This is a genomic window from Streptomyces millisiae (assembly GCF_031845425.1).
Classification (GTDB): Bacteria; Actinomycetota; Actinomycetes; order Streptomycetales; family Streptomycetaceae; genus Streptomyces; species Streptomyces millisiae.
In genome coordinates, this window is the sequence record NZ_JAVREM010000038.1 from 1 (window position 1) to 19805 (window position 19805).

The following is a 19805-nucleotide window of genomic DNA, read 5'->3' on the forward strand; positions in this document are numbered from 1 at the left end:
GGGGGGGGGGGGGGGGGGGGGGGGGGGGGGGGGGGGTGGGCGGGGTGGCGTGACGGGCGGCCGGGCTCACCCGGCCAGGGTGGTGAGGGGGTCGTCGAGCACGGGTTGCCAGGCGAGTTCGGCGGCGCCGACGAGGCTGTTGTGGCCCAGGACGCAGGGGGTGATGGGGATGTCGCCCGAGCGGCCCCAGAGGCTGTGGTCGCCGACGACCGAGCCGAGCCGCCCGGGGGCCGCGGCGAGCAGGGCGCCGTGCACTCCGCCGAGGATGATGCGGTCGGGGTTGAGGATGTTGACGAGGGCGGCCAGGCCGCGGCCGAGCCGGTCGATGACGGTGTGGGCGGCGGTTCGGACGGCCGGGTCGTCCGGGTAGCGGGTGGCGATCAGGTCGCGGGCCTGGTCGAGGAGCGAGCCCTGCGGGTCTGGCCGGCTGCCGGCGGCCTCGAGCAGGGCCAGCGGGTCGGTCTCGACGTCGAGGCAGCCGCGGCCGCCGCAGTGGCAGGGGCGCCCCTGGGGGTCGACGGTGAGGTGACCGACCTCCAGGGCGAGCCCGGCGCTGCCGGTGTGCAGCCGGCCGTCGACGACGAGCGCGCCGCCGACGCCCCGGTGGCCCGTGGCGACGCACAGCAGGTGGCGGGCGCCACGGCCGGCGCCGTGCCGGTGTTCGGCGAGGGCGGCGAGGTTGACGTCGTTGCCGCAGTGGCCGGCGGCGGCGATCCCGGCCTCGGCGAGACAGTCGTTGAAGATGTCGCGGACCGGGGCGCCGGCCGGCCAGTCGAGGTGCAGCGGGTTGAGGGCGGTGCCGTCGGGCTCGGCGACCGCGGAGGGGACGGCGAGGCCGGCGCCCACGCACCGGCGGCCGGTCTCGGCGAGCAGCCGGGCGCCGGCCTCGACGACGTCGCCGATGACCTCGGCGGGGTCGGCGGCCACGGTGACGCAGGCGGGCGCGGTGGCGACGATGCGGCCGCCGAGGCCGACGAGGGCGGCGCGGAAGCCGTCGGCGTGCACCTGTGCGGCGAGGGCGACGGGACCGTCGTCGGCGATGGCCAGCCGGTGGGAGGGGCGGCCCTGGCCGCCGGCCCCGGCGCCGGGGCGGGCGTCGACGGTGATCAGGCCGAGGCTCTGGAGCTCGCTCGCGACGGCGCCCGCGGTCGCGCGGGTCACGCCGAGTTCGGTGGTGAGGACGGCGCGGGTCGGGGCGCGCCCGGTGTGAACGAGCTCGAGTGCCGGGCCGAGCACGTTCCGGCCCCTCTCGAGCCTGGTACGGGGGTGGGTCACGCCCCTATTCTGGCTTTGTGCCTCCGATGAACAAACGCAGGGCCGTGTCGACCTCGCGTGTGCGGCGGGGGGTGGCGCCTCGGGTGGCGGTGGAGCCGGGGGCGCGTCGTCTCAGGGCGGCGTTGACCGTCTTCTTCGCGCTCGACGGTTTCGTGTTCGCGGGCTGGGTGGTGCGCATCCCGGCGGTGAAGGAGCAGACGGGCGCGTCGTCGAGCGCGCTCGGCCTGGCGCTGCTCGGGGTCTCGGTCGGGGCCGTGGTCACCATGATGCTGACCGGGCGGCTGTGTCAGCGGTTCGGGGCGCATCCGGTGACGGTGGGCGCCGCCGTGGTGCTCTCGGCGAGCGTGGCGTTGCCGCCGCACGCGCGGTCGCCGCTGGTGCTCGGCCTGGTGTTGCTGGTCTTCGGGGCGGGCTTCGGGGCGTTGAACGTGGCGGCCAACAGCGCCGCGGTGGACGTGGTGGCGGCGTTGGGGCGGCCGGTGATGCCGAGCTTCCACGCGGCCTACAGCCTGGGCGGCATGGTGGGCGCCGGGCTCGGTGGTCTGGTGGCCGGGCAGGTGAGCGCGGCGCGCCACCTGGGCGCGCTGGCGGTGTTCGGGGTGGCGGTGGCGGCGCTGGCGGCGCGTTCCCTGTTGGCCGCGCCGGCGCCGCGCGGGCCGGCGCCCGACGGCGCGACCGCGGGGCCGGGGGCGGGCGGCGCGGGGGTGCGCTGGCTGGTGCTGGTGCTCGGTCTGATCGCGCTGTGCACCGCCTACGGGGAGGGGGCGCTGGCGGACTGGAGCGCGTTGCACCTCCGGGAGTCGCTGGACGCGGGCGTGGGGCTGGCGGCGGCGGGCTACTCGGTCTTCGCGATGGCCATGACGGTGGGCCGGCTGACCGGCTCCGCGCTGCTGGAGCGGCTCGGTCAGACGCGGGCGCTGGTGGCGGGTGGCGTCACGGCCGCGGTGGGGATGCTGTTGGGGGCGTTGGGGCCGACGGTGTGGCTGGTGCTGCTGGGCTTCGTGATCACGGGCCTCGGCTTGGCGAACATCTTCCCGGTGGCCATCGCCCGGGCCGGGGCGCTGGCCGGCCCGCGGGGGGTGGCCGCCGCCTCGACGCTCGGCTACGGCGGGTTCCTGCTGGGCCCGGTGGCCATCGGCTTCCTCGCCGACTGGTTCTCGTTGGCGACGGCGATGACGACGGTGGCGCTGCTGGCGGCGGTGGCCGCGGCGACGGCCCAGTTGGCGCGGCGGCGGATCCAGTCGGGCTGACCCCGGGGGCCGCATCCCGTTGTTACTATCCAGTAACCAGCGTGGTAGCTTCGCGCCATGGCACGTTCTCTCAGTCCGAGGACCCTGCGGCGGCTGATGCGTTGGTGGCCGCCCTACCGGTCCGCCGGGATCAGGGTGCTCGACATCTCGGACGACTGGGGCGGCGCCCGGGTCATGCTGCGGCTCGGGCGGTTCAACCGGAACTACTTCGGGACGCAGTTCGGCGGCTCGCTCTACTCGATGTGCGACCCGTTCTTCGCCCTGCTGGTGCTGCACCGGCTCGGCCCCGGCTACGTGGTGTGGGACAAGGCCGCGGAGATCGACTACGTCTCCCCCGGCCGCGGCCACGTGTTCGTCGAGTTCGAGGTGTCCGAGGACCGGGTGGCCGAGATCAGGGCGGCCACCGCCGACGGCGGCAGGGCGCTGCCGTGGTTCGACTGCACCGTGGTCGCCGCCGACGGCACGGTGGTGGCGAGGGTACGCAAGCAGCTGTACGTGCGGCGCAAGGCGGCGGCTCAGCCCAGCCAGCCGGGGCGCACCAGGCCCGACTCGTAGGCCAGGACCACGAGTTGTGCCCGGTCGCGGGCGCCGAGCTTCACCATGGCCCGGCTGACGTGGGTCTTGGCGGTGAGCGGCGAGACGACGAGCCGGCGCGCGATCTCCTCGTTGGACAGGCCGATGCCGACCAGCGCCATCACCTCCCGTTCCCGCTCGGTGAGTTCGGTGAGGCGCACGGCATCGGCCGGCGGCTTCGACCGCGCGGCGAACTCGGCGATCAGCCGGCGGGTGGCGCCGGGCGACAGCAACGCGTCGCCGGCGACCACGGCCCGTACGGCGCGCAGCAGTTCGTCGGGTTCGGTGTCCTTCACCAGGAAGCCGGAGGCCCCCGAGCGGATGGCCTCGAAGACGTACTCGTCGAGCTCGAACGTGGTGAGCATCACCACCCGCACCCCGTCGAGTTCCGGTTCCCCGGTGATCCGGCGGGTGGCCGCGAGGCCGTCGAGCACCGGCATCCGGATGTCCATCAGGACGAGGTCGGGCCGGTGTCGGCGGGTGAGCTCGACGGCCTCGTCCCCGTCCGCCGCCTCGGCGACCACGGTGATGTCGGGCTGGGCGTCGAGCAGGGCGCGGAAGCCGGCCCTGACCAGCACCTGGTCGTCGGCGAGCAGGACGCGGATCACGTGGTCTCCCGGTTCTCGGGCGGCGTCGCCCGGTCGGGCGCGGCACGGGGCAGGCTGGCGTCGACGCGGAATCCGCCGTCCGGTCTCGGGCCGGCCGTCACGGTGCCGCCGAGCGCCGCCGCCCGCTCGCGCATGCCGATCAGGCCGTTGCCCGTGCCGGCGCCGGAGCCGGTGGCCGGCCCGTCGTCGTCGATCCTGATGTCCAGCAGGCCGGGGGCGTAGCGCAGTCGCACCCGGGCGGCGCGGGATCCGGAGTGCCGCACGATGTTGGTCAGCGCCTCCTGGACGATCCGGAAGGCGGCGAGGTCGGCGCCCGGGGGCAGCGGCGCGGGGGTGCCCTCGGTGCTGGTCTCGACGCGCAGCCCGGCGTGGGCGGCCTGCTCGGCGAGGTCGGGCAGCCGGTCGAGGCCGGGCGCCGGAGCCCGTGGTGCCGCGCCCGGCGCGCGGAGCGTGTCGAGCACCTGGCGCACCTCCCCCAGCGCCTCCCGGCTGGCGGACTTGATGGTGGTCAGCGCGGCGCGGGTCTGCTCGGGGTCGGAGTCCAACAGCGCGAGCCCCATGCCGGCCTGCACGTTGATCACCGAGATGCTGTGGGCGAGGACGTCGTGCAGCTCCCGGGCGATGCGCAGGCGTTCCTCGTCGGCGCGGCGCCGCTCGGCGGCCGCCCGCTCGGCCCGCTCGGCGGCCCGCTGCGCGCGGCGGATCCGCGCGGTCTCGGAGATCGCGAGCACGGCCACCATCCAGGCGGCCGCGGCGACCGCCTGCCCCCAGTCGAGGGGGCGGCCCGCGGTGACCAGCACCCCCGCCCAGAGCAGCGCCATCGCGACGGCCGCGGCCCGCCGGTGCCCGGCGGTCACGGCGTGGAAGGCGGCGACGGCGGGGCTGAGGAAGACCGGGCCGTAGGGGTGGTCGAGTGCCAGGTAGGCCACGGTCACCGTCACGCAGCCGAAGGCGGCGAACCGGGGCAGGGCACGGCGGGTGAGCAGCAGGAGCGGCCCGGCGAGGAGCAGCAGCTGGCCGACGGTGCCCAGGTCGGCGCGGTCCGGCTGGCCGTGCGCGGCGAAGCCGGAGCCGACCAGCTGGACCAGCGCGACGGCGGCGGTGGACGGCCAGGGCAGCGCGGCGAGCGCCGCGAGCGGGCGGGCCCGCCGGGGCCCGTCCGGCCCGGCGTCGGGTGGGGCCGCGCGGTGGATGGTCACCCGTCCACGCTAGCCCGGCGGCGCGGCACCGAGCGTCCGCCGGGAGTGGGCCCCCGGCGTACTCCCGGTGGAGTACCGCCCGCGCCTCAGGCCCCGGACCGGTCCTGGGCCTTCGGCGTCTCGTCCGGCTCGGGGCGTCCGGCGCGGTCCAGCGCGGACAGCGTGCGGCGGGCGACGGGGTGGGTCCGCACGATGCCGGCCAGCGTGGTGGAGCCCCTGGTTATCTGGGCGAACGCGGTCCACGCCGGCCGGAACCCGACCAGCGCCGTGTGCAGCAGCCGGGGCCGCTGCGCGAAGACGGACAGCAGCCGGCGGCCGACGCCCATCTCGACGCCGAGGCCGCTCTTGATGGCGAAGGTGTAGTTGAGGGCCTGCCGCCGCGCGTCCACCGCGTCGTTGGCCTCGGCGATGCGCACCGCCCACTGGCCGGCGAGCCGGCCGGAGCGCAGCGCGAAGGAGATGCCCTCCCTGGTCCAGGGCTCGAGCAGCCCCGCCGCGTCGCCGCACACCAGCACCCGGCCGCGGGACAGCGGCGAGTCGTCGGTGCGGCAGCGTGTGAGGTGGCCGGAGGAGACGCTGGGCTCGAACCCGGCGAGCCCGAGCCTGGCCACGAAGTCCTCCAGGTACCGCTTGGTGGCCGCGCCCTCGCCGCGGGCCGAGATCACGCCCACGGTCAGGGTGTCGCCCTTGGGGAAGACCCAGCCGTAGGAGCCCGGCAGCGGCCCCCAGTCGATCAGCACCCTGCCGGCCCAGTCGCCGGCCACCTCGGGCGGCACCGGGATCTCCGACTCGAGGCCCAGGTCGACCTGCTCGAGCCGCACCCCGACGTGGGCCCCTATCCGGCTGGCGCTGCCGTCCGCGCCGACCACCGCCCGGGCCAGCAGGGTCTCGCCGCCGGCCAGTACGACGGCGACGGTGCGCCGGTCGGGCACCGCGGGACCGTGCTGCTCGACCCGGGTGACGGTGGCGCCGGTGCGCAGCTCGGCGCCCGCCTTGACCGCGGCCTCGACCAGGCGCTGGTCGAACTCGGGCCGGTTGACCAGGCCGAACAGCATCCGCTTGGAGCGGCGGGTGCGCGCCAGGCGGCCGTTGAGCGAGAACGTGACGGCGTGCACCCGGTCCCGGAGCGGGAGTTCGAAGCCCGGCGGCAGCGCGTCCCGGGTGGGCCCGATGATGCCGCCGCCGCACGTCTTGTAGCGGGGCAGCTCCGCCTTCTCCAACAGCAGCACCCGGCGGCCGGTCTCGGCGGCGGCCCGGGCGGCGGAGGCCCCACCGGGGCCCGCGCCCACAACGACGACGTCCCACACCCCTCGTCCGGCTTCGTTCTCGCTGCTCACGATGTGCTTGTGCTCCCCGTCGCGTCACGTCTTACGACCACCGCACGGCATCCTACGATCCCCCGTGCGCCGACCCCGGCTGTGGGATGATCGCGGCATCCCGACACCCCGCACCCCACGCTCGCGGGGGTACCGCGCCACGCCCTCCCGAGGAGCCTCTCATGCAGCAAGGACCGCAGCACTCCGCGATCTCCGGAACCGTCGCCGCCCTGATGCCGCGGGCCAGGGAGGAGTTGGCCGAGCTTGTGGCGTTCCGCTCGGTGGCCGACGCCGAGCAGTTCCCGCCCCGGGAGTGCGTGGCGGCGGCCGAGTGGATAGCGCGGGCGCTGCTCGACGAGGGCTTCGGCGACGTGCGGCTGCTGGAGACGCCCGACGGGACGGTGTCCGTGTACGGCGAGCTGGCCGGGCCCGAGGGGGCGCCGACCGTGCTGCTGTACGCGCACTACGACGTGCAGCCCCCGTTGGACGAGGCGGCCTGGACCTCGCCGCCGTTCGAGCTGACCGAGCGGGACGGCCGCTGGTTCGGGCGGGGCGCGGCGGACTGCAAGGGCGGGGTGCTGATGCACCTGCTCGCGCTGCGCGCGCTGCGGGCCAACGGCGGGGTGCCGGTGGGGATCAAGGTGATCGTGGAGGGTTCGGAGGAGCAGGGCACGGGCGGGCTCGAGCGGTACGCCGAGCAGCACCCGGAGCTGCTGACGGCCGACGCGATCGTGATCGGCGACACCGGCAACTTCCGGGCCGGTCAGCCGACGGTGACGGCGATCCTGCGTGGCATGGCCAGGGTGCGGGTCCAGGTGGACACGCTCGAGGGCAACCTGCACTCGGGGGCGTTCGGCGGGGCCGCCCCGGACGCGCTGGCCGCGTTGATCCGGCTGCTCGACTCGCTGCGCGCCGAGGACGGTTCGACCGTCGTCGACGGTCTCGCCGGGAACGGCCGGTGGGCGGGGACGGAGTACCCGGAGGAGGCGTTCCGGGCGGACGCCGGGGTGTTGGACGGCGTCGAGCTGATCGGCTCCGGGTCGGTCGCCGACCGGCTGTGGGCACGGCCGGCGGTGACGGTGCTCGGCATCGACTGCCCACCCGTGGTGGGGGCCACCCCGTCGGTGCAGGCCAGCGCCAGGGCGCTGGTGAGCCTGCGGGTGCCGCCCGGCGTGGACGCGTCGGCGGCCAGCGAGCTGCTGGCGGAGCACCTCAAGGCCAGGGCCCCGTGGGGCGCCCGGGTGACGGTGCGGGCCACCGGCGAGGGCCAGCCGTTCCGGGCCGACACCGCCAGCCCGGCCTACGCGTCGATGGCGGCCGCGATGCGCGAGGCGTACGACGGGGTGGAGATGGCCGTGGTGGGCCAGGGCGGCTCCATCCCGCTGACCAGCACCCTGGCCGGGCTCTACCCGAAGGCCGAGATCCTGCTGATCGGGCTGAGCGAGCCGGCGGCGCGGATCCACGCCGTGGACGAGAGCGTCTCGCCCGAGGAGTTGGAGCGGATGTCGGTGGCCGAGGCGCTGTTCCTCGCCCGGTACGCGGCGGCCGCCAGGGGCTGAGCCGGGGCCGCCGGCGGCTGACGGCTCCTCAGTGGGGGCGGCCGGCACGGCGCCTGACGACGACCGCGGCCGCGGTCACGGCGGCCATGCAGAGCCCGGCCCCGGAGAGCAGCAGGGTCGGGTCCTCGGAGTCGGAGCCGCCGCCGACGCCGGCCTGCGCGCCGCGGGTGGGCAGCGTCGTGGAGCTGGTCGTGGTGGACGCGGTCGGACTCGGCGACGCGGTGGGCGAGACGATGGTGAGGGTGGTGTTGCCCGTCTCCGAGCCGCAGGCGAAGGTGACCGTGAACTGGGCGCCGACCCGGGCGTCGGCGTCGACGGTGGTGCGGGCCGACTGGGTCTCCCCCGGCATGCCGAGGGTGACCCGGTCGAAGACGGCGGACTCGGCGGTGGCCTCGAACTCGGTGCAGCCGGTGACGGTCAGGTCGACGGCGCCGCCCGGCGTGACCGACTGCGGGGAGAGGCTGAACCCGAAGGTGTCGGCCTGGGCCGGTACCAGCGCGTGCGCGGCGGGCGCGCTCGACGCGAGCACGATCGCGCCCAACCCGACGGCGGCCAGTGCGGTTCGCGGTGTGGTCATCGGAATGGCTCCTTCGTGGGAGGTGCGCGTCGCCCCGGATGCCGACGTTAGGCACCGGGCCGGCGCCGCACCGCCCGGGAGCGGCACCCGGGTGAGGGGGCTGCGCCGTCCGGGTCAGCGACTGCCCGTCAGGCGCGCGAAGACGACCACGTTCCCGCTGTATCCGGTGGCCTCGTCGAAGCTGCCGCCGCAGGTGATGACGCGCAGTTCCGCGCCGCCCGCGTGGCGGTAGACGTCCTCCGGCACGTGCCCCTTGGCGTAGACGGCGACGTCGTAGACGGTGAACCGCACCGTGCGCCGGTCCTCGCGGGTGACCTCCACGGTGTCGCCGGGGCGCAGGGCGCCGAGGCCGTAGAAGACGGCGGGGCCCGTGGCGTTGTCGACGTGTCCGACGAGAACGGCGGCCCCGGCCGCGCCGGGCGGCGGGGCGCCGTCGTACCAGCCGGCGACGTTCCCGGCCTCCGGCGGGGGCGATTCGAGCCAGCCCTCGGGGTCGAGGCCGACCCGGGAGAGCGGGGCGGCGACGTCGATGGCCGGTATGGAGAGCCAGACGGGCTCGGCGGGCGACAGCGGGTCGGCGGCGACGCCGGCGGGCGCGGAGGGCACGTGTCCGGCGTCCTGCCCGGCGGCCGGCTGCGGGGGCCCGGCCGGTTCCTCGGCGCCGGCGAACAGCATGGACAGGCCGAGGGCCAGGACGGCCGAGGACGCGGCGAGCGCGGCTCGGACGCCCCAGCCGGACGGCTCGTCACCGCCGAACGGGGTGGCGTGGAGGCCCGGCGCGGGCCCGGCTATGGACTCCGGTATGCGCATGGCGGTCACCGCTCGTGCCAGGGGCCCCCGCGCGGGGGCCTTCACCGTCACGCTAGAGCGGTCGGTGACGCGTCGCGATTCGACGCGGGAGCGGGCCGGCCGCCGGAACGGGCGGCGGGGTCAGGCGCCGACCGGGACGCCGGCCTCCAGGTTGAGCGCCCGGCCCTGGGCGCGGGCGCGCAGCGCCCAGCGCAGCCGGGCGACCCGGTTGGGCGAGAGCAGCTGCTCGGCCTCCGCCTCGGTGGCGAAGCACCAGTCGCGCAGTTCCTCGCCCGGCAGCGCCACCTCCTCGACGCGCGCCGCGTCCAGGCGCCCGCCGTCGAACAGCAGCCGAAGACCACCGAACTGGGCGGCGGTCGGCGGCTCCCAGTCGACCACGAGCAGCGCGGGCTCGCCGGTCAGCCGCAGGCCCAGTTCCTCCGCCACCTCCCGGACCGCCGCCCGGGCCGGGGCCTCGCCCGGCTCCACCACGCCGCCGGGGAACTCCCAGCCGGCCTTGTAGGTGGGGTCGACCAGCAGCACCCGGTCCCGGTCGTCGAAGAGCAACACGCCGGCGGCGAGCGTCTGGGCACGCGGCGGCGGCGTCTGCACGATCCGGCAGACGCCCTCGCCGCGCCGGACGGCCTCGGCCAGCAGCTCCGCCGTCTGACGCGGGGTCAACTGCGAGGTGTCGACGGTGTGCGCGTCGGCGCTCAGCCAGCCCAGCGCGGCGTCGTACTGGGGCAGGTGCCCGAGACACCAGTTGCGCACCGCGTCGCCGTCGCTGGCGGCGCGCTGGTCTATCCGGGCGCGCAGAAACGTTTCGTCCGGGCGGAGGAGGAAGTGCTGGACGGGGATCCGACGGGCGGCGAGGCCGCCGAAGATCTCGTCCCGGTACTGCTGGACCAGCAGGGTCATAGGCGCGATCAGCGGCCCCGGGATCTCCGCGAGCAGCGCCACGGCGGTGTCCACCACAAGACGCCGCCAGGCGGGCAGGTCCTGCACGTCGTCCACCTGGGCCAACCGCTCCTTGGGCAGCATCTTCCACAGCTCCCCGCCGACCAGGTCCGGGTCGTAGAGCGTGCTGCCCGGCAGCAGGTGGAGCAGTTCGTGCGCCGCCGTGGTCTTGCCGGCGCCGAACGCCCCGTTCAGCCAGATGATCACTTAATCCCCCTCCTTCTTCGCCCTTGCTGTCAGTTGCCCGCTTCCCCCAGGATCAAAAACGTATCCGGATCACTCCAGCAGGCCGCCGCGGCGCCGACCAGGCCGGCGTCCGTGCCGAGCTGCGCCGGCACCACCTCCAGGTCGCTGACGTACGGCAGGGTGGCGTACTCGCGCAGGGCCCGGCGCAGCGGGCCGAACAGCACCTCGCCCGCCTGGCTCACCCCGCCGCCGACGACGACGGTCTCGATCTCCACCAGGGTGGCGGTGGCGGCGATGCCGGCGGCCAGGGCGCGGGCCGACCGGTCGTAGGCCTCCAGGGCGATCGGGTCGCCGGCGGCCGCCGCGACGGCCACGCCGGCGGCGGTGGCGTCCCCGTCCGGCTCGGCCGGGCGCCAGCCGGCGGCCAGGGCGTACCGGGCGATGTTGGTACCGCTGGCGATGCGCTCCACGCAGCCGCGGCCGCCGCAGGGACAGCGGTCGCCGTTGAAGTCGACGCTGATGTGGCCGATGTGGCCGGCGTTGCCGGTCGGCCCCGGTCTGAGCCGGCCGTCGACGATCAGCCCGCCGCCGACGCCGGTGGACACCACCATGCACAGGGCGTTGGAACGGCCGCGGGCGGCGCCCACCCAGTGCTCGCCCGCGGCGATGGCGGCGCCGTCCCCCACGAGGGTGATCGGGAGGTCGCCGGTGAGCTTGCGGACGCCGTCGACGAGCGGGAAGTCGCGCCAGGCGGGGATGTTGACCGGGCTGACCGTGCCGTTGCGCGCGTCGACCGGGCCGGCGCTGCCGATGCCGACCGCCACGGCCCTGGGCCAGAGCTCGTGCTCGGTCAGCTGGGCGACGACGTCGGTCACGGACCGCAACACGCTCTCCGCGGACTCCCGGGCCCTGGTCGGGCCCTGGACGCGGTGGAGCAGGTCCCCGGTGCCGTCCACGAGGGCACCGGCGACTTTGGTGCCGCCGATGTCGACGGCGGCGACAAGATCAGTGGTCATGGGCAGGAAGCCTGATCCGTGCCGGCCCGGCTTGTCCAGTCGGATCATGGTGAGTTACGCGACGCCCCGGGCGGCGGGGCCGGGTTCAGACGCCCCGGCGGCCGGCCAGGGTGGCGAGTTGGGCGCGGCTCAGGCCGGTACGGTCGGTGACCTCGGCGAGGTCGAGCGCCCCGCAGTCCAGGCCGCGGAGCAGGAAGCCGCCGAGGGCCCGGGCGGTGGCGGGCTCGTCGAGCACGGCGGGGGGCGGGCCGCCGGCGGCGCCGTGGCCGGCGGTGCCGGCGTAGGCGGCGAGGCGGGCGGCCGCGGAGTCGAGGCCGGCGCGGTGGAAGGCGTAGACGGCGGCGTAGCGGGTGGGCAGGTGGCCGGGGTGCATGTCCCAGCCCTGGTAGTAGCCGCGGGCCAGGGCGCGGCTGACGAGGCCGTGGTGGAGGCGCCAGGCGGCGTGCACCTGGGCGGTGTCGCCGGTGGGCAGGACGTTGGTCGAGCCGTCGGAGAGGCGGACGCCGGTGCCGGCGGCGGCGACCTGCATCACCGCCTTGGCGTGGTCGGCCGCCGGGTGGTCGGGGGCCTGGTGCGCGGCGCTGATCCCGAGGGCGGCGCTGTAGTCGAAGGTGCCGTAGTGCAGCGCGGTGGCGCGGCCCTCGGCGGCGTCGATCAGCCGGGCGACGGTGGCGGTTCCGTCGGGGCCGAGGATGGACTGGCTGGTCTCGATCTGGATCTCGAAGCCGAGCCGGCCCGGCGGGAGGCCGGCGGCGGTCTCGAACTCGCGGCAGAGGGTGGCCATGGCGGTGACCTGCTCGGGTCGGGAGACCTTGGGCAGGGTGACGGCGAGGCCGGCGGGGAGCGGGCCGGTGGCCAGCAGGGTGGTCAGGAAGATGTCGAGGGTGCGGATGCCGCGGTCGCGGACGGCGGCCTCCAGGCACTTCATGCGCAGGCCGACGAACGGGGGCCCGGTGCCGTCGGCGGCGGCGCGGGCGACGAGCCGGGCGGCACGGGCGGCGTCGGCGTCCTCCTCGTCGTCGGGTCGGGGGCCGTAGCCGTCCTCGAAGTCGATCCTGAGGTCCTCGACGGGCTCGGCGCCCAGCTTCGCGAGGACGCGCTGGTGGACGGGGTCGGCCAGGGACGCGGGGAGGCCGAGCGTTTCCGCGAGGGAGGCGGCGTCCGGGGCGTGCGCGGCGAGCAGGGCGAGGGCCTGTTCGCCCCAGGCGCGGGTGGTGTCGGCGGTGAACCGGTCGGCGGGGACGTAGACGGTGTGCACGGGCTGGCGGGTGCCGGGGTCACCCGGATAGCGGCGGGCGAGGTCGGCGTCGACGTCGGCGAGGGAGGCGGCGACGCCGGCGGTGACGGCCGCCGTCAGGGTGGTCGTCACCGGTGTCCGCTGAGCCATCCGCACCACTCCGCCCCGCGCGTTTCAACATTACGTTGAAGAATTCGGTGGACAGAAGCTAACCGGCGACCGGCTCGAAACACAACAGTCCGCACGTCATGCCCTGTTCACGGCGGGCGAGCCGATCGGCGCCAAGCGTTGACCGGCGGGCAAAGGCCGTGTCACGCGGCTGCCGGACGCTGGTGACGAGGGGGATCACCGAACGGTCAACCGACGGAGGAGACCATGGAGTACTACCAGCTGCTGGCCGGGCTGGCCATCGGCCGGCTCAACGAGGACGACGGCAGCGGCCCGCCGCCGGCGGTGCCGGGGCACGAGTTGGACCGGCGGGCGAGCCGGCCCTCGGACGCCGCGGGCCCGGAGCTCGCGGGTCCTGGCCGGCGGCGACGCGGCCGGTTCCGCGGCCGTACGCGCGGGGCCCGTGGGGGCTGGGTTCAGCCCTTGCGGGCCTTCACCTCGTCGGTGAGCGCGGGGACGACGTCGAAGAGGTCGCCGACCACGCCGTAGTCCGCGAGCTCGAAGATGGGCGCCTCGGCGTCCTTGTTGACGGCGACGATCGTCTTGGAGGTCTGCATGCCGGCGCGGTGCTGGATGGCGCCGGAGATGCCGACCGCGATGTAGAGCTGCGGCGAGACCGTCTTGCCGGTCTGGCCGACCTGGTGCGAGTGCGGGTACCAGTCGGCGTCCACGGCGGCCCGGGAGGCGCCGACGGCGGCGCCGAGGCTGTCGGCGAGCGCCTCGATCAGCGCGAAGTTCTTCGCGCCGTTCAGGCCGCGGCCGCCGGAGACGACGATGGCGGCCTCGGTGAGCTCGGGGCGGCCCGTGGACTCGCGGGGGCTGCGGGAGACGACCCGGGTGCCGGTGGCGAGCGGGCCGAAGGCGACGTCGAGCGGCTCGACGGTGCCGGCCGCGGGGGCCGCCTCCACGGTGGCCGAGTTGGGCTTGACGGTGATGACCGGGGTGCCCTTGGCGACCCGGGAGGTGGTGGTGAAGGCGGCGGCGAACACCGACTGGGTGGCCACCGGGCCGGACTCGCCCGCGGTCACGTCGACGGCGTCGGTGATGAGGCCCGAGCCGATGCGGACGGCGAGCCGGGCGGCGATCTCCTTGGCCTCGCCCGAGGAGGGCACGAGCACGGCGACCGGGGAGACGGCCCGGTAGGCGGCCTCCAGGGCGTCGACCTTGGGGACGACGAGGTAGTCGGCGAACTCGGGGGCGTCGGCGGTGAGCACGCGCACGGCGCCGTGCTCGGCCAGCAGGGGGGCCGCGATCTCGGCGCCCGGGCCGAGGACGACGGCGACCGGGTCGCCCAGGCGGCGGGCCAGGGTGAGCAGTTCCAGGGTGGGCTTGCGGACGGCGCCGTCCAGGTGGTCGGTGTAGACGAGGACTTCAGCCATGGGAATCGCGTCTCCTGCGGGAAGGTGCGGGCGGTCGGCGGGTGGGCGTCGGCGGCGGCCGTCAGATGAACTTGCGCTCGGCCAGGAAGGCGGCGAGCCGCTTGCCGCCGTCGCCCTCGTCCGTGACGATCTCGCCCTTGGTGCGGGCCGGGCGCTCGGCGGCGGACTCGACGGCGGTCCAGGCGCCGGCGAGGCCGACCTCCTCGGCCTCGATGCCCAGGTCCTCCAGGTCGAGGGTCTCCAGGGACTTCTTCTTGGCGGCCATGATGCCCTTGAAGGAGGGGTAGCGCGCCTCGCCCGACTGGTCGGTGACGGAGATGACGGCGGGCAGTTCGGCCTGCAGGCGCTCCGTGGCGGCGTCACCGTCCCGGCGGCCCGTCACCTTCCCGTCGGCGACGGAGAGTTCGGAGAGCAGGGTGACCTGAGGAACGCCGAGGCGCTCGGCGAGCAGCGCGGGCAGCACGCCCATGCCGCCGTCGGTGGAGGCCATCCCGCAGACGACGAGGTCGTAGCCGACGTGCTCGGCGACCTTGGCGAGGACGAGCGAGGTGCCGATGACATCGGTGCCGTGGAGGTCGTCGTCCTCGACGTGGACGGCCTTGTCGGCGCCCATGGACAGGGCCTTGCGCAGGGCGTCGGTGGCGTCCTCGGGGCCGACGGTGACGACGGTGACCTCGGCGTCGTCGGCGTCCTCGGAGATCCGGAGGGCCTGTTCGACGGCGTACTCGTCCAGCTCCGAGAGCAGCCCGTCCACGGAGTCCCGGTCGGTGGTCAGGTCGTCGGCGAACCGCCGGTCGCCGGTGGCGTCGGGCACGTACTTCACACAGACAACGATCCTCAGGCTCACGCCGGCTCTCCTACTGCTATCGGTCCGCACACGGGGCAATGGGAAGATCAACCCGGTTGTTACTGGCCAGTACAACCAAGGGTATCCCCCACAGGCAAGCATGTCGCACTGTGACCTTGCCTACGTGCGTATTGTCCGACCGGACCGTTGATCAGCCGCTGATCGCCGCGCCCAGGGCGGCGATCACGTCGGCCCGGCGCGGCTGGCCGGCGGCGCGCCGTACCACCCGACCGCCGGCGTCCAGCACGAGCACGGTGGGAGTGCGGGAGATCCCGAGGCGACGCGTCAGGTCGAGTCGGGCCTCGGCGTCGATCTCCAGGTGCGCGACGCCGTCGACCATGGCCGCGACGTCCGCCAGGATCCGCCGGGTGGCCCGGCACGGCTGGCAGAAGGCGGAGGAGAACTGCACCAGCGTGGCCCGCCCGCCCAGCGGGCCGGCGCCCAGGTCGGCGGCCGTCAGCTGGACGGGCTCCGCCGGTTCGCTCATCGTCGCCTCGTCCTCCGCTCCGCCCGACGACACCTCCACCCGGCGGCAGCGCGCCGGAGTCCGGTTTCATTCCCGCCCGGACGCTCGGCCGCGCCGGGGGACTGGCGATTCTCCCGGCTTTGGGGCACGATTCGGCCGCGCCGCAAGTTACGCAGGCGTAGGTTCGACGCACTTGAAGAGGGGCCCTCCGCATGCCAGAGTTCGTTTACCCGCCGGTCGTCGCCGCAGCGCGGACGATGTTCAAGGCGCTCGACCTGCGCTTCGACATCGCCGGCAGCGAGCACGTGCCGCGCACCGGCGGGGCGGTGCTGGTGAGCAACCACATCGGCTATCTGGACTTCGTCTTCGCCGGGTTCGCGGCCCGCCCGGCCCGCAGACTGGTCCGGTTCATGGCCAAGGAGTCGGTGTTCAGGCACCGCGTCTCGGGCCCGCTGATGCGGGCCATGAAGCACATCCCGGTGGACCGGGCGCAGGGCGAGGCGGCCTTCCGACACGGGCTGAAGGCCCTCAAGGACGGCGAGATCGTGGGGATCTTCCCGGAGGCCACGATCTCGGAGTCCTTCACGCTCAAGAAGTTCAAGTCGGGCGCGGCGCGGATGGCCCAGCAGGCGCAGGTGCCGATGCTGCCGGTGGCCCTGTGGGGCACCCAGCGGCTGTGGACCAAGGGCCGCAAGCGTGACCTGGGACGCAACCACTTCCCGATCACCATCCGGATAGGTTCGCCGATGACGGCCGACCCGGACGAGCCGGCGGCGACCGTCTCCGACCGGCTGCGGGAGCGCGTCCAGGAGCTGCTCGACGCCGCCCAGCGCGCCTATCCGGCCACCCCGCGGAACGCGGAGGACGCGTGGTGGCTGCCGGCGCACCTGGGCGGCACGGCGCCGCCGCCGGCGCACGCGCTCTGAGCGGCGTGCGAGGTGTGCTCCGCGCCGTGCGCGGCGCGGAGCACACCCGGCGCGGGCCCTAACGCGCCATCTCCTCGCGCAGGGCGGCGAGGAAGCCGTCGACGTCCTCCTCGGTGGTGTCGAAGGAGCACATCCAGCGGACGTCGCCCGCGGCCTCGTCCCAGAAGTAGAAGCGGTAGCGCTTCTGGAGGCGCTCGCTCACGTCGTGCGGGAGGCGGGCGAACACCGCGTTGGACTCCACCGGGTGGAGGATCCGCACCCCGTCGACCTCGCGCACCCCGTCCGCGAGCCGGCGGGCCATGGCGTTGGCGTGCCGGGCGCCGCGCAGCCACAGATCGCCGGCGAGCAGCGCCTCGAACTGCGCGGAGACGAAGCGCATCTTGGCGGCGAGCTGCATGGAGAGCTTGCGGACGTGGCGCATCCGGCGGGCCACGCCCGGGGTGAGGAGCACCACGGCCTCGCCGAGGAGCATGCCGTTCTTGGTGCCGCCGAAGGAGAGCGCGTCGACGCCGACGTCGGTGGTGAACGCGGCGAGCGGCAGGTCGAGGGAGGCGGCCGCGTTGGCGATCCGGGCGCCGTCCAGGTGGACGGTCATGCCGCGCTCGTGCGCGAACTCGCAGACCGCGCGGATCTCGTCCGGGGTGTAGCGGGTGCCCAGCTCGGTGGTCTGGGTGATCGACACCACCTGGGGCGTGGCGCGGTGCTCGTCGTCGAAGCCGAACGCCTGGCGGGCGATGAGCTCGGGGGTGAGCTTGCCGTCCGGGGTGGGCACGGTGAGCAGCTTGAGGCCGCCGACGCGCTCGGGCGCGCCGCACTCGTCGGTGTGGATGTGCGCAGTCTCGGCGGTGATGACGGCGCCCCAGCGGTCGGTGAGCGCCTGGAGGGCGACGACGTTGGCGCCGGTGCCGTTGAAGACGGGGTACACCTCGGCGTGCGGGCCGAGATGGGCCCGGAACACGTCCTGGAGGTGCTCGGTGTAGGCGTCCGCGCCGTAGGCGGGCTGGTGGCCGCCGTTGGCCAGCGCGATGGCCGCCAGTATCTCGGGGTGGACGCCGGAGTAGTTGTCGCTGGCGAAGCCGCGCACCTCCGGGTCGTGGTGGCGGGTGGCGTCGGTGGTGGCGGTCAGGGCTGACGGGTGAGCCACAGGCGGGTTCCGTTCACTTCCTCGGTGGGCTTGGACCAGAGCTGACAGATCGACTCGGCCAGGTCGCGGACGTCGGTGAAGCCGGCGAAGCGGTGCCCGGGCCGCTCGGCCCGCATCGCGTCGTTGACCAGGGCCTTGACGACGACGATGGTGGCGGCGGCGCCCGGCGGGCCGCCGTCCGCGGTCTTGCGGAAGCCGTCCGCCAGGGCCAGGGTCCAGGCCTCGGCGGCGGCCTTGGCGGCGGCGTACGCGGCGTTGCCCGCGGTGGGTCGGGCGGCGCCGGCGGCGCTCACCAGCACGTAACGGCCGTTGCCCGCGCGGGCGAGCGGTGCCTCGAAGGCGAGCGAGGTGTGCTGGACCGTGCGCAGCAGCAGGTCGTGCAGGAGGTCCCAGTCGGCGAGGTCGGTCTCGGCGAAGGTGGCCGAGCCGCGCCAGCCGCCGACGAGGTGGACGAGGCCGTCGACGCGCCCGAAGTCCTTGAGGATCTTGGCGGTCCACTCGCGGGTGGCCGCCAGGTGCAGCAGGTCGACGGTGTCGCCGACCACGGTGGCGCCGCCGTGGGCGTACCGGGCCGCGTCCACGCCGGCGGCGAGCCGCTGGGCGTCCGCGTCGGCCGCGACGACCGTGGCGCCGGCCTGGGCCAGGCGCCGCAGGACGGCGTGGCCGGCGGCGCCGCCGGCGCCGGCCACCGCGACGACCGCGCCTTCCAGCGGGCCGCCGTCGCCGGGGCCCCGGGGGGTGGTGGTGCTCATGGTGCTCGCCTCCTCGTCGGGTCCCATCATGCCGCGCCACGCTCCCGCGCTCACGCCGCGCTGGCGGCGGGGGCCGTGGCGGTGATGCCCCGGGTGGACTCGATGACCTTGCGGAGCTTCTTGCCCAGCGCCTCGTAGAAGAGGCTGAGCGGGAACTCGTCGGGCAGCACCTCGTCGACCAGTTTGCGGGGCGGGAGGCTGAGGTCGAGGGCCTCCGGGCCCTTGGCCCAGGTCGAGCCGGGGTGGGGAGCGAGATGGCGCGACACCAGCTCGTAGGCCTTGAACCAGTGCACCAGCTTGGGGCGGTCGATGCCCTGGCGGTAGAGGGTCTCGATCTCCTCGCGCAGCCGCGCGGTGACCCGGCGGGCGAGGTCCCAGTCGATGGTCAGCCGGTTGTCGGTCCAGCGCAGCGCGTCGTGCTGGTGCAGGTAGGCGAAGAGCAGCTGGCCGCCGAGGCCGTCGTAGTTGCGGACCCGGGCACCGGTGACGGGGAAGCGGAAGAGCCGGTCGAGCAGCACCGCGTACTGGACGTCGCGGCCCTGGGGGTAGCCGTCGGCGGCCAGGCGCCCGGCCTCGTGGAAGGCGGTGAGGTCGCAGCGCAGCTCCTCGAGGCCGTACATCCAGAAGGGCTGGCGCTGCTTGATCATGAAGGGGTCGAACGGCAGGTCGCCGTGGCTGTGGGTGCGGTCGTGGATCATGTCCCACAGGACGAACGTCTGCTGGCAGCGGTCCTGGTCGGTGAGGAGTCCGGCCGCGTCCTCCGGCAGCCGCAGGCTGGTGACCTCGCAGGCGGCGCCGATCACGCGCCGGAAGCGAGCCGCCTCGCGGTCGCAGAAGATGCCGCCCCAGGAGAAGCGCTCGGGCGCCTGGCGCACCGCGATGGTCTCGGGGAAGAGGACGGCGGAGTTGGTGTCGTAGCCCGGGGTGAAGTCCTCGAAGGTGATGCCGACGAACATCGGGTTGTCGAAGCGCTCGCGTTCGAGTTCGGCCAGCCAGTCGGGCCAGACGACGCGCAGCACCACGGCCTCCAGGTTGCGGTCCGGGTTGCCGTTCTGCGTGTACATGGGGAAGACGACCAGGTGCTGGCGGCCGTCGGCGCGGGTCTTCTCCGGGTGGAAGGCGAGCAGCGAGTCCAGGAAGTCCGGGACGCCGAAGCCCTCGTCGGCCCAGCGGCGCAGGTCGGCTACGAGGGCCCGGTGGTAGGCGGCGTCGTGCGGCAGCAGCGGCGCGAGCTCCTCGATCGCGGCGACGGCGTGCTCGATCTCCCGGGTCAGCTGCGAGCGGGTGGGGGCGCCCTCGGCCGCGAAGTCCACCGAGCCGTCCGTGGACTGGGCGGGGCGGATGGCCTCGACGGCTCGCTTGAGGGCGTGCCAGGCGGGCCGCGCGACGATCCGGTCGGTCGGGGCGGTGTCGCCCTCAGAGGTGAGGGACGCCAAAGTTTCCGTCATAACCCATCCTCCACAGCAGAAATTCTCGTAATAGCACGGTATCCGCAGCGGATCCTTCGATCAACCGGGGGCGGGGAACTTCGCGCCCCGCCCCCTTCGCCCGCCGTTCGGGCGGCGGCAACCGGTGGCGGCT

19 protein-coding genes are annotated in these 19805 nt (G+C 75.0%); 4 read left to right on the forward strand and 15 right to left on the reverse strand.

The window, feature by feature from the left end:
* Positions 1-66 precede the first annotated feature (66 nt).
* Positions 67-1275, reverse strand: a complete 1209-nt coding sequence (locus tag RNC47_RS23545; protein ID WP_311601515.1) for an ROK family protein — start codon at positions 1273-1275, stop codon at positions 67-69.
* Positions 1276-1292: 17 nt separating this feature from the next.
* On the opposite strand from RNC47_RS23545, the gene RNC47_RS23550 reads away from it, so the two are divergent.
* Both RNC47_RS23550 and RNC47_RS23555 read left to right on the forward strand, forming a co-directional pair.
* Positions 1293-2525: an MFS transporter gene (locus RNC47_RS23550; protein ID WP_311601516.1), complete on the forward strand. Its 1233-nt coding sequence runs from the start codon at positions 1293-1295 to the stop codon at positions 2523-2525.
* 57 nt (positions 2526-2582) lie between these two features.
* A complete protein-coding gene (locus RNC47_RS23555) occupies positions 2583-3080 on the forward strand; it encodes a DUF4442 domain-containing protein (RefSeq protein WP_311601517.1) in 498 nt (165 codons plus the stop codon).
* On the opposite strand, the gene RNC47_RS23560 is transcribed toward RNC47_RS23555, so the two are convergent.
* The 3 genes from RNC47_RS23560 to RNC47_RS23570 form a co-directional block, all read right to left on the reverse strand.
* Positions 3041-3706 (reverse strand): response regulator transcription factor, encoded by a 666-nt coding sequence (locus RNC47_RS23560; RefSeq protein WP_311601519.1) that lies wholly within the window; start codon positions 3704-3706, stop codon positions 3041-3043. The two genes, RNC47_RS23555 and RNC47_RS23560, sit on opposite strands and share 40 nt — an antisense overlap.
* Positions 3703-4899, reverse strand: a complete 1197-nt coding sequence (locus RNC47_RS23565) for a sensor histidine kinase (RefSeq protein WP_449657353.1) — start codon at positions 4897-4899, stop codon at positions 3703-3705. Before RNC47_RS23565 ends, RNC47_RS23560 begins: the two co-directional genes overlap by 4 nt.
* A gap of 92 nt (positions 4900-4991) precedes the next feature.
* Complete coding sequence (locus RNC47_RS23570; RefSeq protein ID WP_311601520.1) at positions 4992-6242, reverse strand: geranylgeranyl reductase family protein; 1251 nt, start codon at positions 6240-6242, stop codon at positions 4992-4994.
* A gap of 161 nt (positions 6243-6403) precedes the next feature.
* On the opposite strand from RNC47_RS23570, the gene RNC47_RS23575 reads away from it, so the two are divergent.
* On the forward strand, positions 6404-7780 hold the full coding sequence (locus tag RNC47_RS23575; RefSeq protein ID WP_311601521.1) for a dipeptidase: 1377 nt from the start codon (positions 6404-6406) through the stop codon (positions 7778-7780).
* Between the two features lie 28 nt (positions 7781-7808).
* Here RNC47_RS23575 and RNC47_RS23580 read toward each other — a convergent pair whose 3' ends face one another.
* The 8 genes from RNC47_RS23580 to RNC47_RS23615 all read right to left on the reverse strand — a co-directional run bounded on the left by RNC47_RS23580 (position 7809) and on the right by RNC47_RS23615 (position 15423).
* On the reverse strand, positions 7809-8357 hold the full coding sequence (locus tag RNC47_RS23580) for a hypothetical protein (RefSeq protein ID WP_311601522.1): 549 nt from the start codon (positions 8355-8357) through the stop codon (positions 7809-7811).
* A gap of 114 nt (positions 8358-8471) precedes the next feature.
* On the reverse strand, positions 8472-9167 hold the full coding sequence (locus RNC47_RS23585) for a class F sortase (protein ID WP_311601523.1): 696 nt from the start codon (positions 9165-9167) through the stop codon (positions 8472-8474).
* 120 nt (positions 9168-9287) lie between these two features.
* Positions 9288-10310, reverse strand: a complete 1023-nt coding sequence (locus RNC47_RS23590; RefSeq protein ID WP_311601524.1) for an NUDIX hydrolase — start codon at positions 10308-10310, stop codon at positions 9288-9290.
* A 29-nt stretch (positions 10311-10339) separates the two neighbouring features.
* Positions 10340-11305 carry an ROK family protein gene (locus RNC47_RS23595; protein ID WP_311601525.1) on the reverse strand — a complete coding sequence of 322 codons (966 nt, stop codon included), beginning with the start codon at positions 11303-11305 and terminating at the stop codon, positions 10340-10342.
* Between the two features lie 85 nt (positions 11306-11390).
* Complete coding sequence (locus tag RNC47_RS23600) at positions 11391-12692, reverse strand: DUF6986 family protein (protein WP_311601526.1); 1302 nt, start codon at positions 12690-12692, stop codon at positions 11391-11393.
* Between the two features lie 434 nt (positions 12693-13126).
* Positions 13127-14089 carry an electron transfer flavoprotein subunit alpha/FixB family protein gene (locus tag RNC47_RS23605; protein WP_311601527.1) on the reverse strand — a complete coding sequence of 321 codons (963 nt, stop codon included), beginning with the start codon at positions 14087-14089 and terminating at the stop codon, positions 13127-13129.
* A gap of 61 nt (positions 14090-14150) precedes the next feature.
* Complete coding sequence (locus RNC47_RS23610) at positions 14151-14936, reverse strand: electron transfer flavoprotein subunit beta/FixA family protein (RefSeq protein ID WP_311601528.1); 786 nt, start codon at positions 14934-14936, stop codon at positions 14151-14153.
* A gap of 151 nt (positions 14937-15087) precedes the next feature.
* Complete coding sequence (locus tag RNC47_RS23615) at positions 15088-15423, reverse strand: TlpA family protein disulfide reductase (RefSeq protein ID WP_311601529.1); 336 nt, start codon at positions 15421-15423, stop codon at positions 15088-15090.
* A gap of 191 nt (positions 15424-15614) precedes the next feature.
* Here RNC47_RS23615 and RNC47_RS23620 point away from each other — a divergent pair, with 191 nt between their 5' ends.
* Entirely contained in the window at positions 15615-16328 is a 714-nt protein-coding gene (locus tag RNC47_RS23620) for a lysophospholipid acyltransferase family protein (RefSeq protein WP_311601530.1), read from the forward strand.
* Positions 16329-16386: 58 nt separating this feature from the next.
* Here the strand turns inward: RNC47_RS23620 and RNC47_RS23625 are convergent, their stop codons facing one another.
* The 3 genes from RNC47_RS23625 to RNC47_RS23635 are packed head-to-tail and all read right to left on the reverse strand — an operon-like array spanning position 16387 to position 19672.
* Entirely contained in the window at positions 16387-17472 is a 1086-nt protein-coding gene (locus tag RNC47_RS23625) for a threonine aldolase family protein (RefSeq protein WP_311601531.1), read from the reverse strand.
* Positions 17451-18224, reverse strand: coding sequence for an SDR family NAD(P)-dependent oxidoreductase (locus RNC47_RS23630; protein ID WP_311601532.1), 774 nt, complete (start codon positions 18222-18224; stop codon positions 17451-17453). Before RNC47_RS23630 ends, RNC47_RS23625 begins: the two co-directional genes overlap by 22 nt.
* 50 nt (positions 18225-18274) lie before the next feature.
* Positions 18275-19672, reverse strand: coding sequence for a DUF6421 family protein (locus tag RNC47_RS23635; RefSeq protein ID WP_311601533.1), 1398 nt, complete (start codon positions 19670-19672; stop codon positions 18275-18277).
* Positions 19673-19805 lie beyond the last annotated feature (133 nt).

What these genes read in the sequence shown, in the direction of transcription:
- RNC47_RS23575 (WP_311601521.1), top strand. Translation starts at nt 6,404, where the DNA reads ATGCAGCAAGGACCGCAGCACTCCGCGATCTCCGGAACCGTCGCCGCC.
- RNC47_RS23605 (WP_311601527.1), bottom strand. Translation starts at nt 14,089, where the DNA reads ATGGCTGAAGTCCTCGTCTACACCGACCACCTGGACGGCGCCGTCCGC.
- RNC47_RS23615 (WP_311601529.1), bottom strand. Translation starts at nt 15,423, where the DNA reads ATGAGCGAACCGGCGGAGCCCGTCCAGCTGACGGCCGCCGACCTGGGC.
- RNC47_RS23635 (WP_311601533.1), bottom strand. Translation starts at nt 19,672, where the DNA reads ATGACGGAAACTTTGGCGTCCCTCACCTCTGAGGGCGACACCGCCCCG.
- RNC47_RS23600 (WP_311601526.1), bottom strand. Translation starts at nt 12,692, where the DNA reads ATGGCTCAGCGGACACCGGTGACGACCACCCTGACGGCGGCCGTCACC.
- RNC47_RS23630 (WP_311601532.1), bottom strand. Translation starts at nt 18,224, where the DNA reads ATGAGCACCACCACCCCCCGGGGCCCCGGCGACGGCGGCCCGCTGGAA.
- RNC47_RS23555 (WP_311601517.1), top strand. Translation starts at nt 2,583, where the DNA reads ATGGCACGTTCTCTCAGTCCGAGGACCCTGCGGCGGCTGATGCGTTGG.
- RNC47_RS23595 (WP_311601525.1), bottom strand. Translation starts at nt 11,305, where the DNA reads ATGACCACTGATCTTGTCGCCGCCGTCGACATCGGCGGCACCAAAGTC.
- RNC47_RS23585 (WP_311601523.1), bottom strand. Translation starts at nt 9,167, where the DNA reads ATGCGCATACCGGAGTCCATAGCCGGGCCCGCGCCGGGCCTCCACGCC.
- RNC47_RS23620 (WP_311601530.1), top strand. Translation starts at nt 15,615, where the DNA reads ATGCCAGAGTTCGTTTACCCGCCGGTCGTCGCCGCAGCGCGGACGATG.
- RNC47_RS23580 (WP_311601522.1), bottom strand. Translation starts at nt 8,357, where the DNA reads ATGACCACACCGCGAACCGCACTGGCCGCCGTCGGGTTGGGCGCGATC.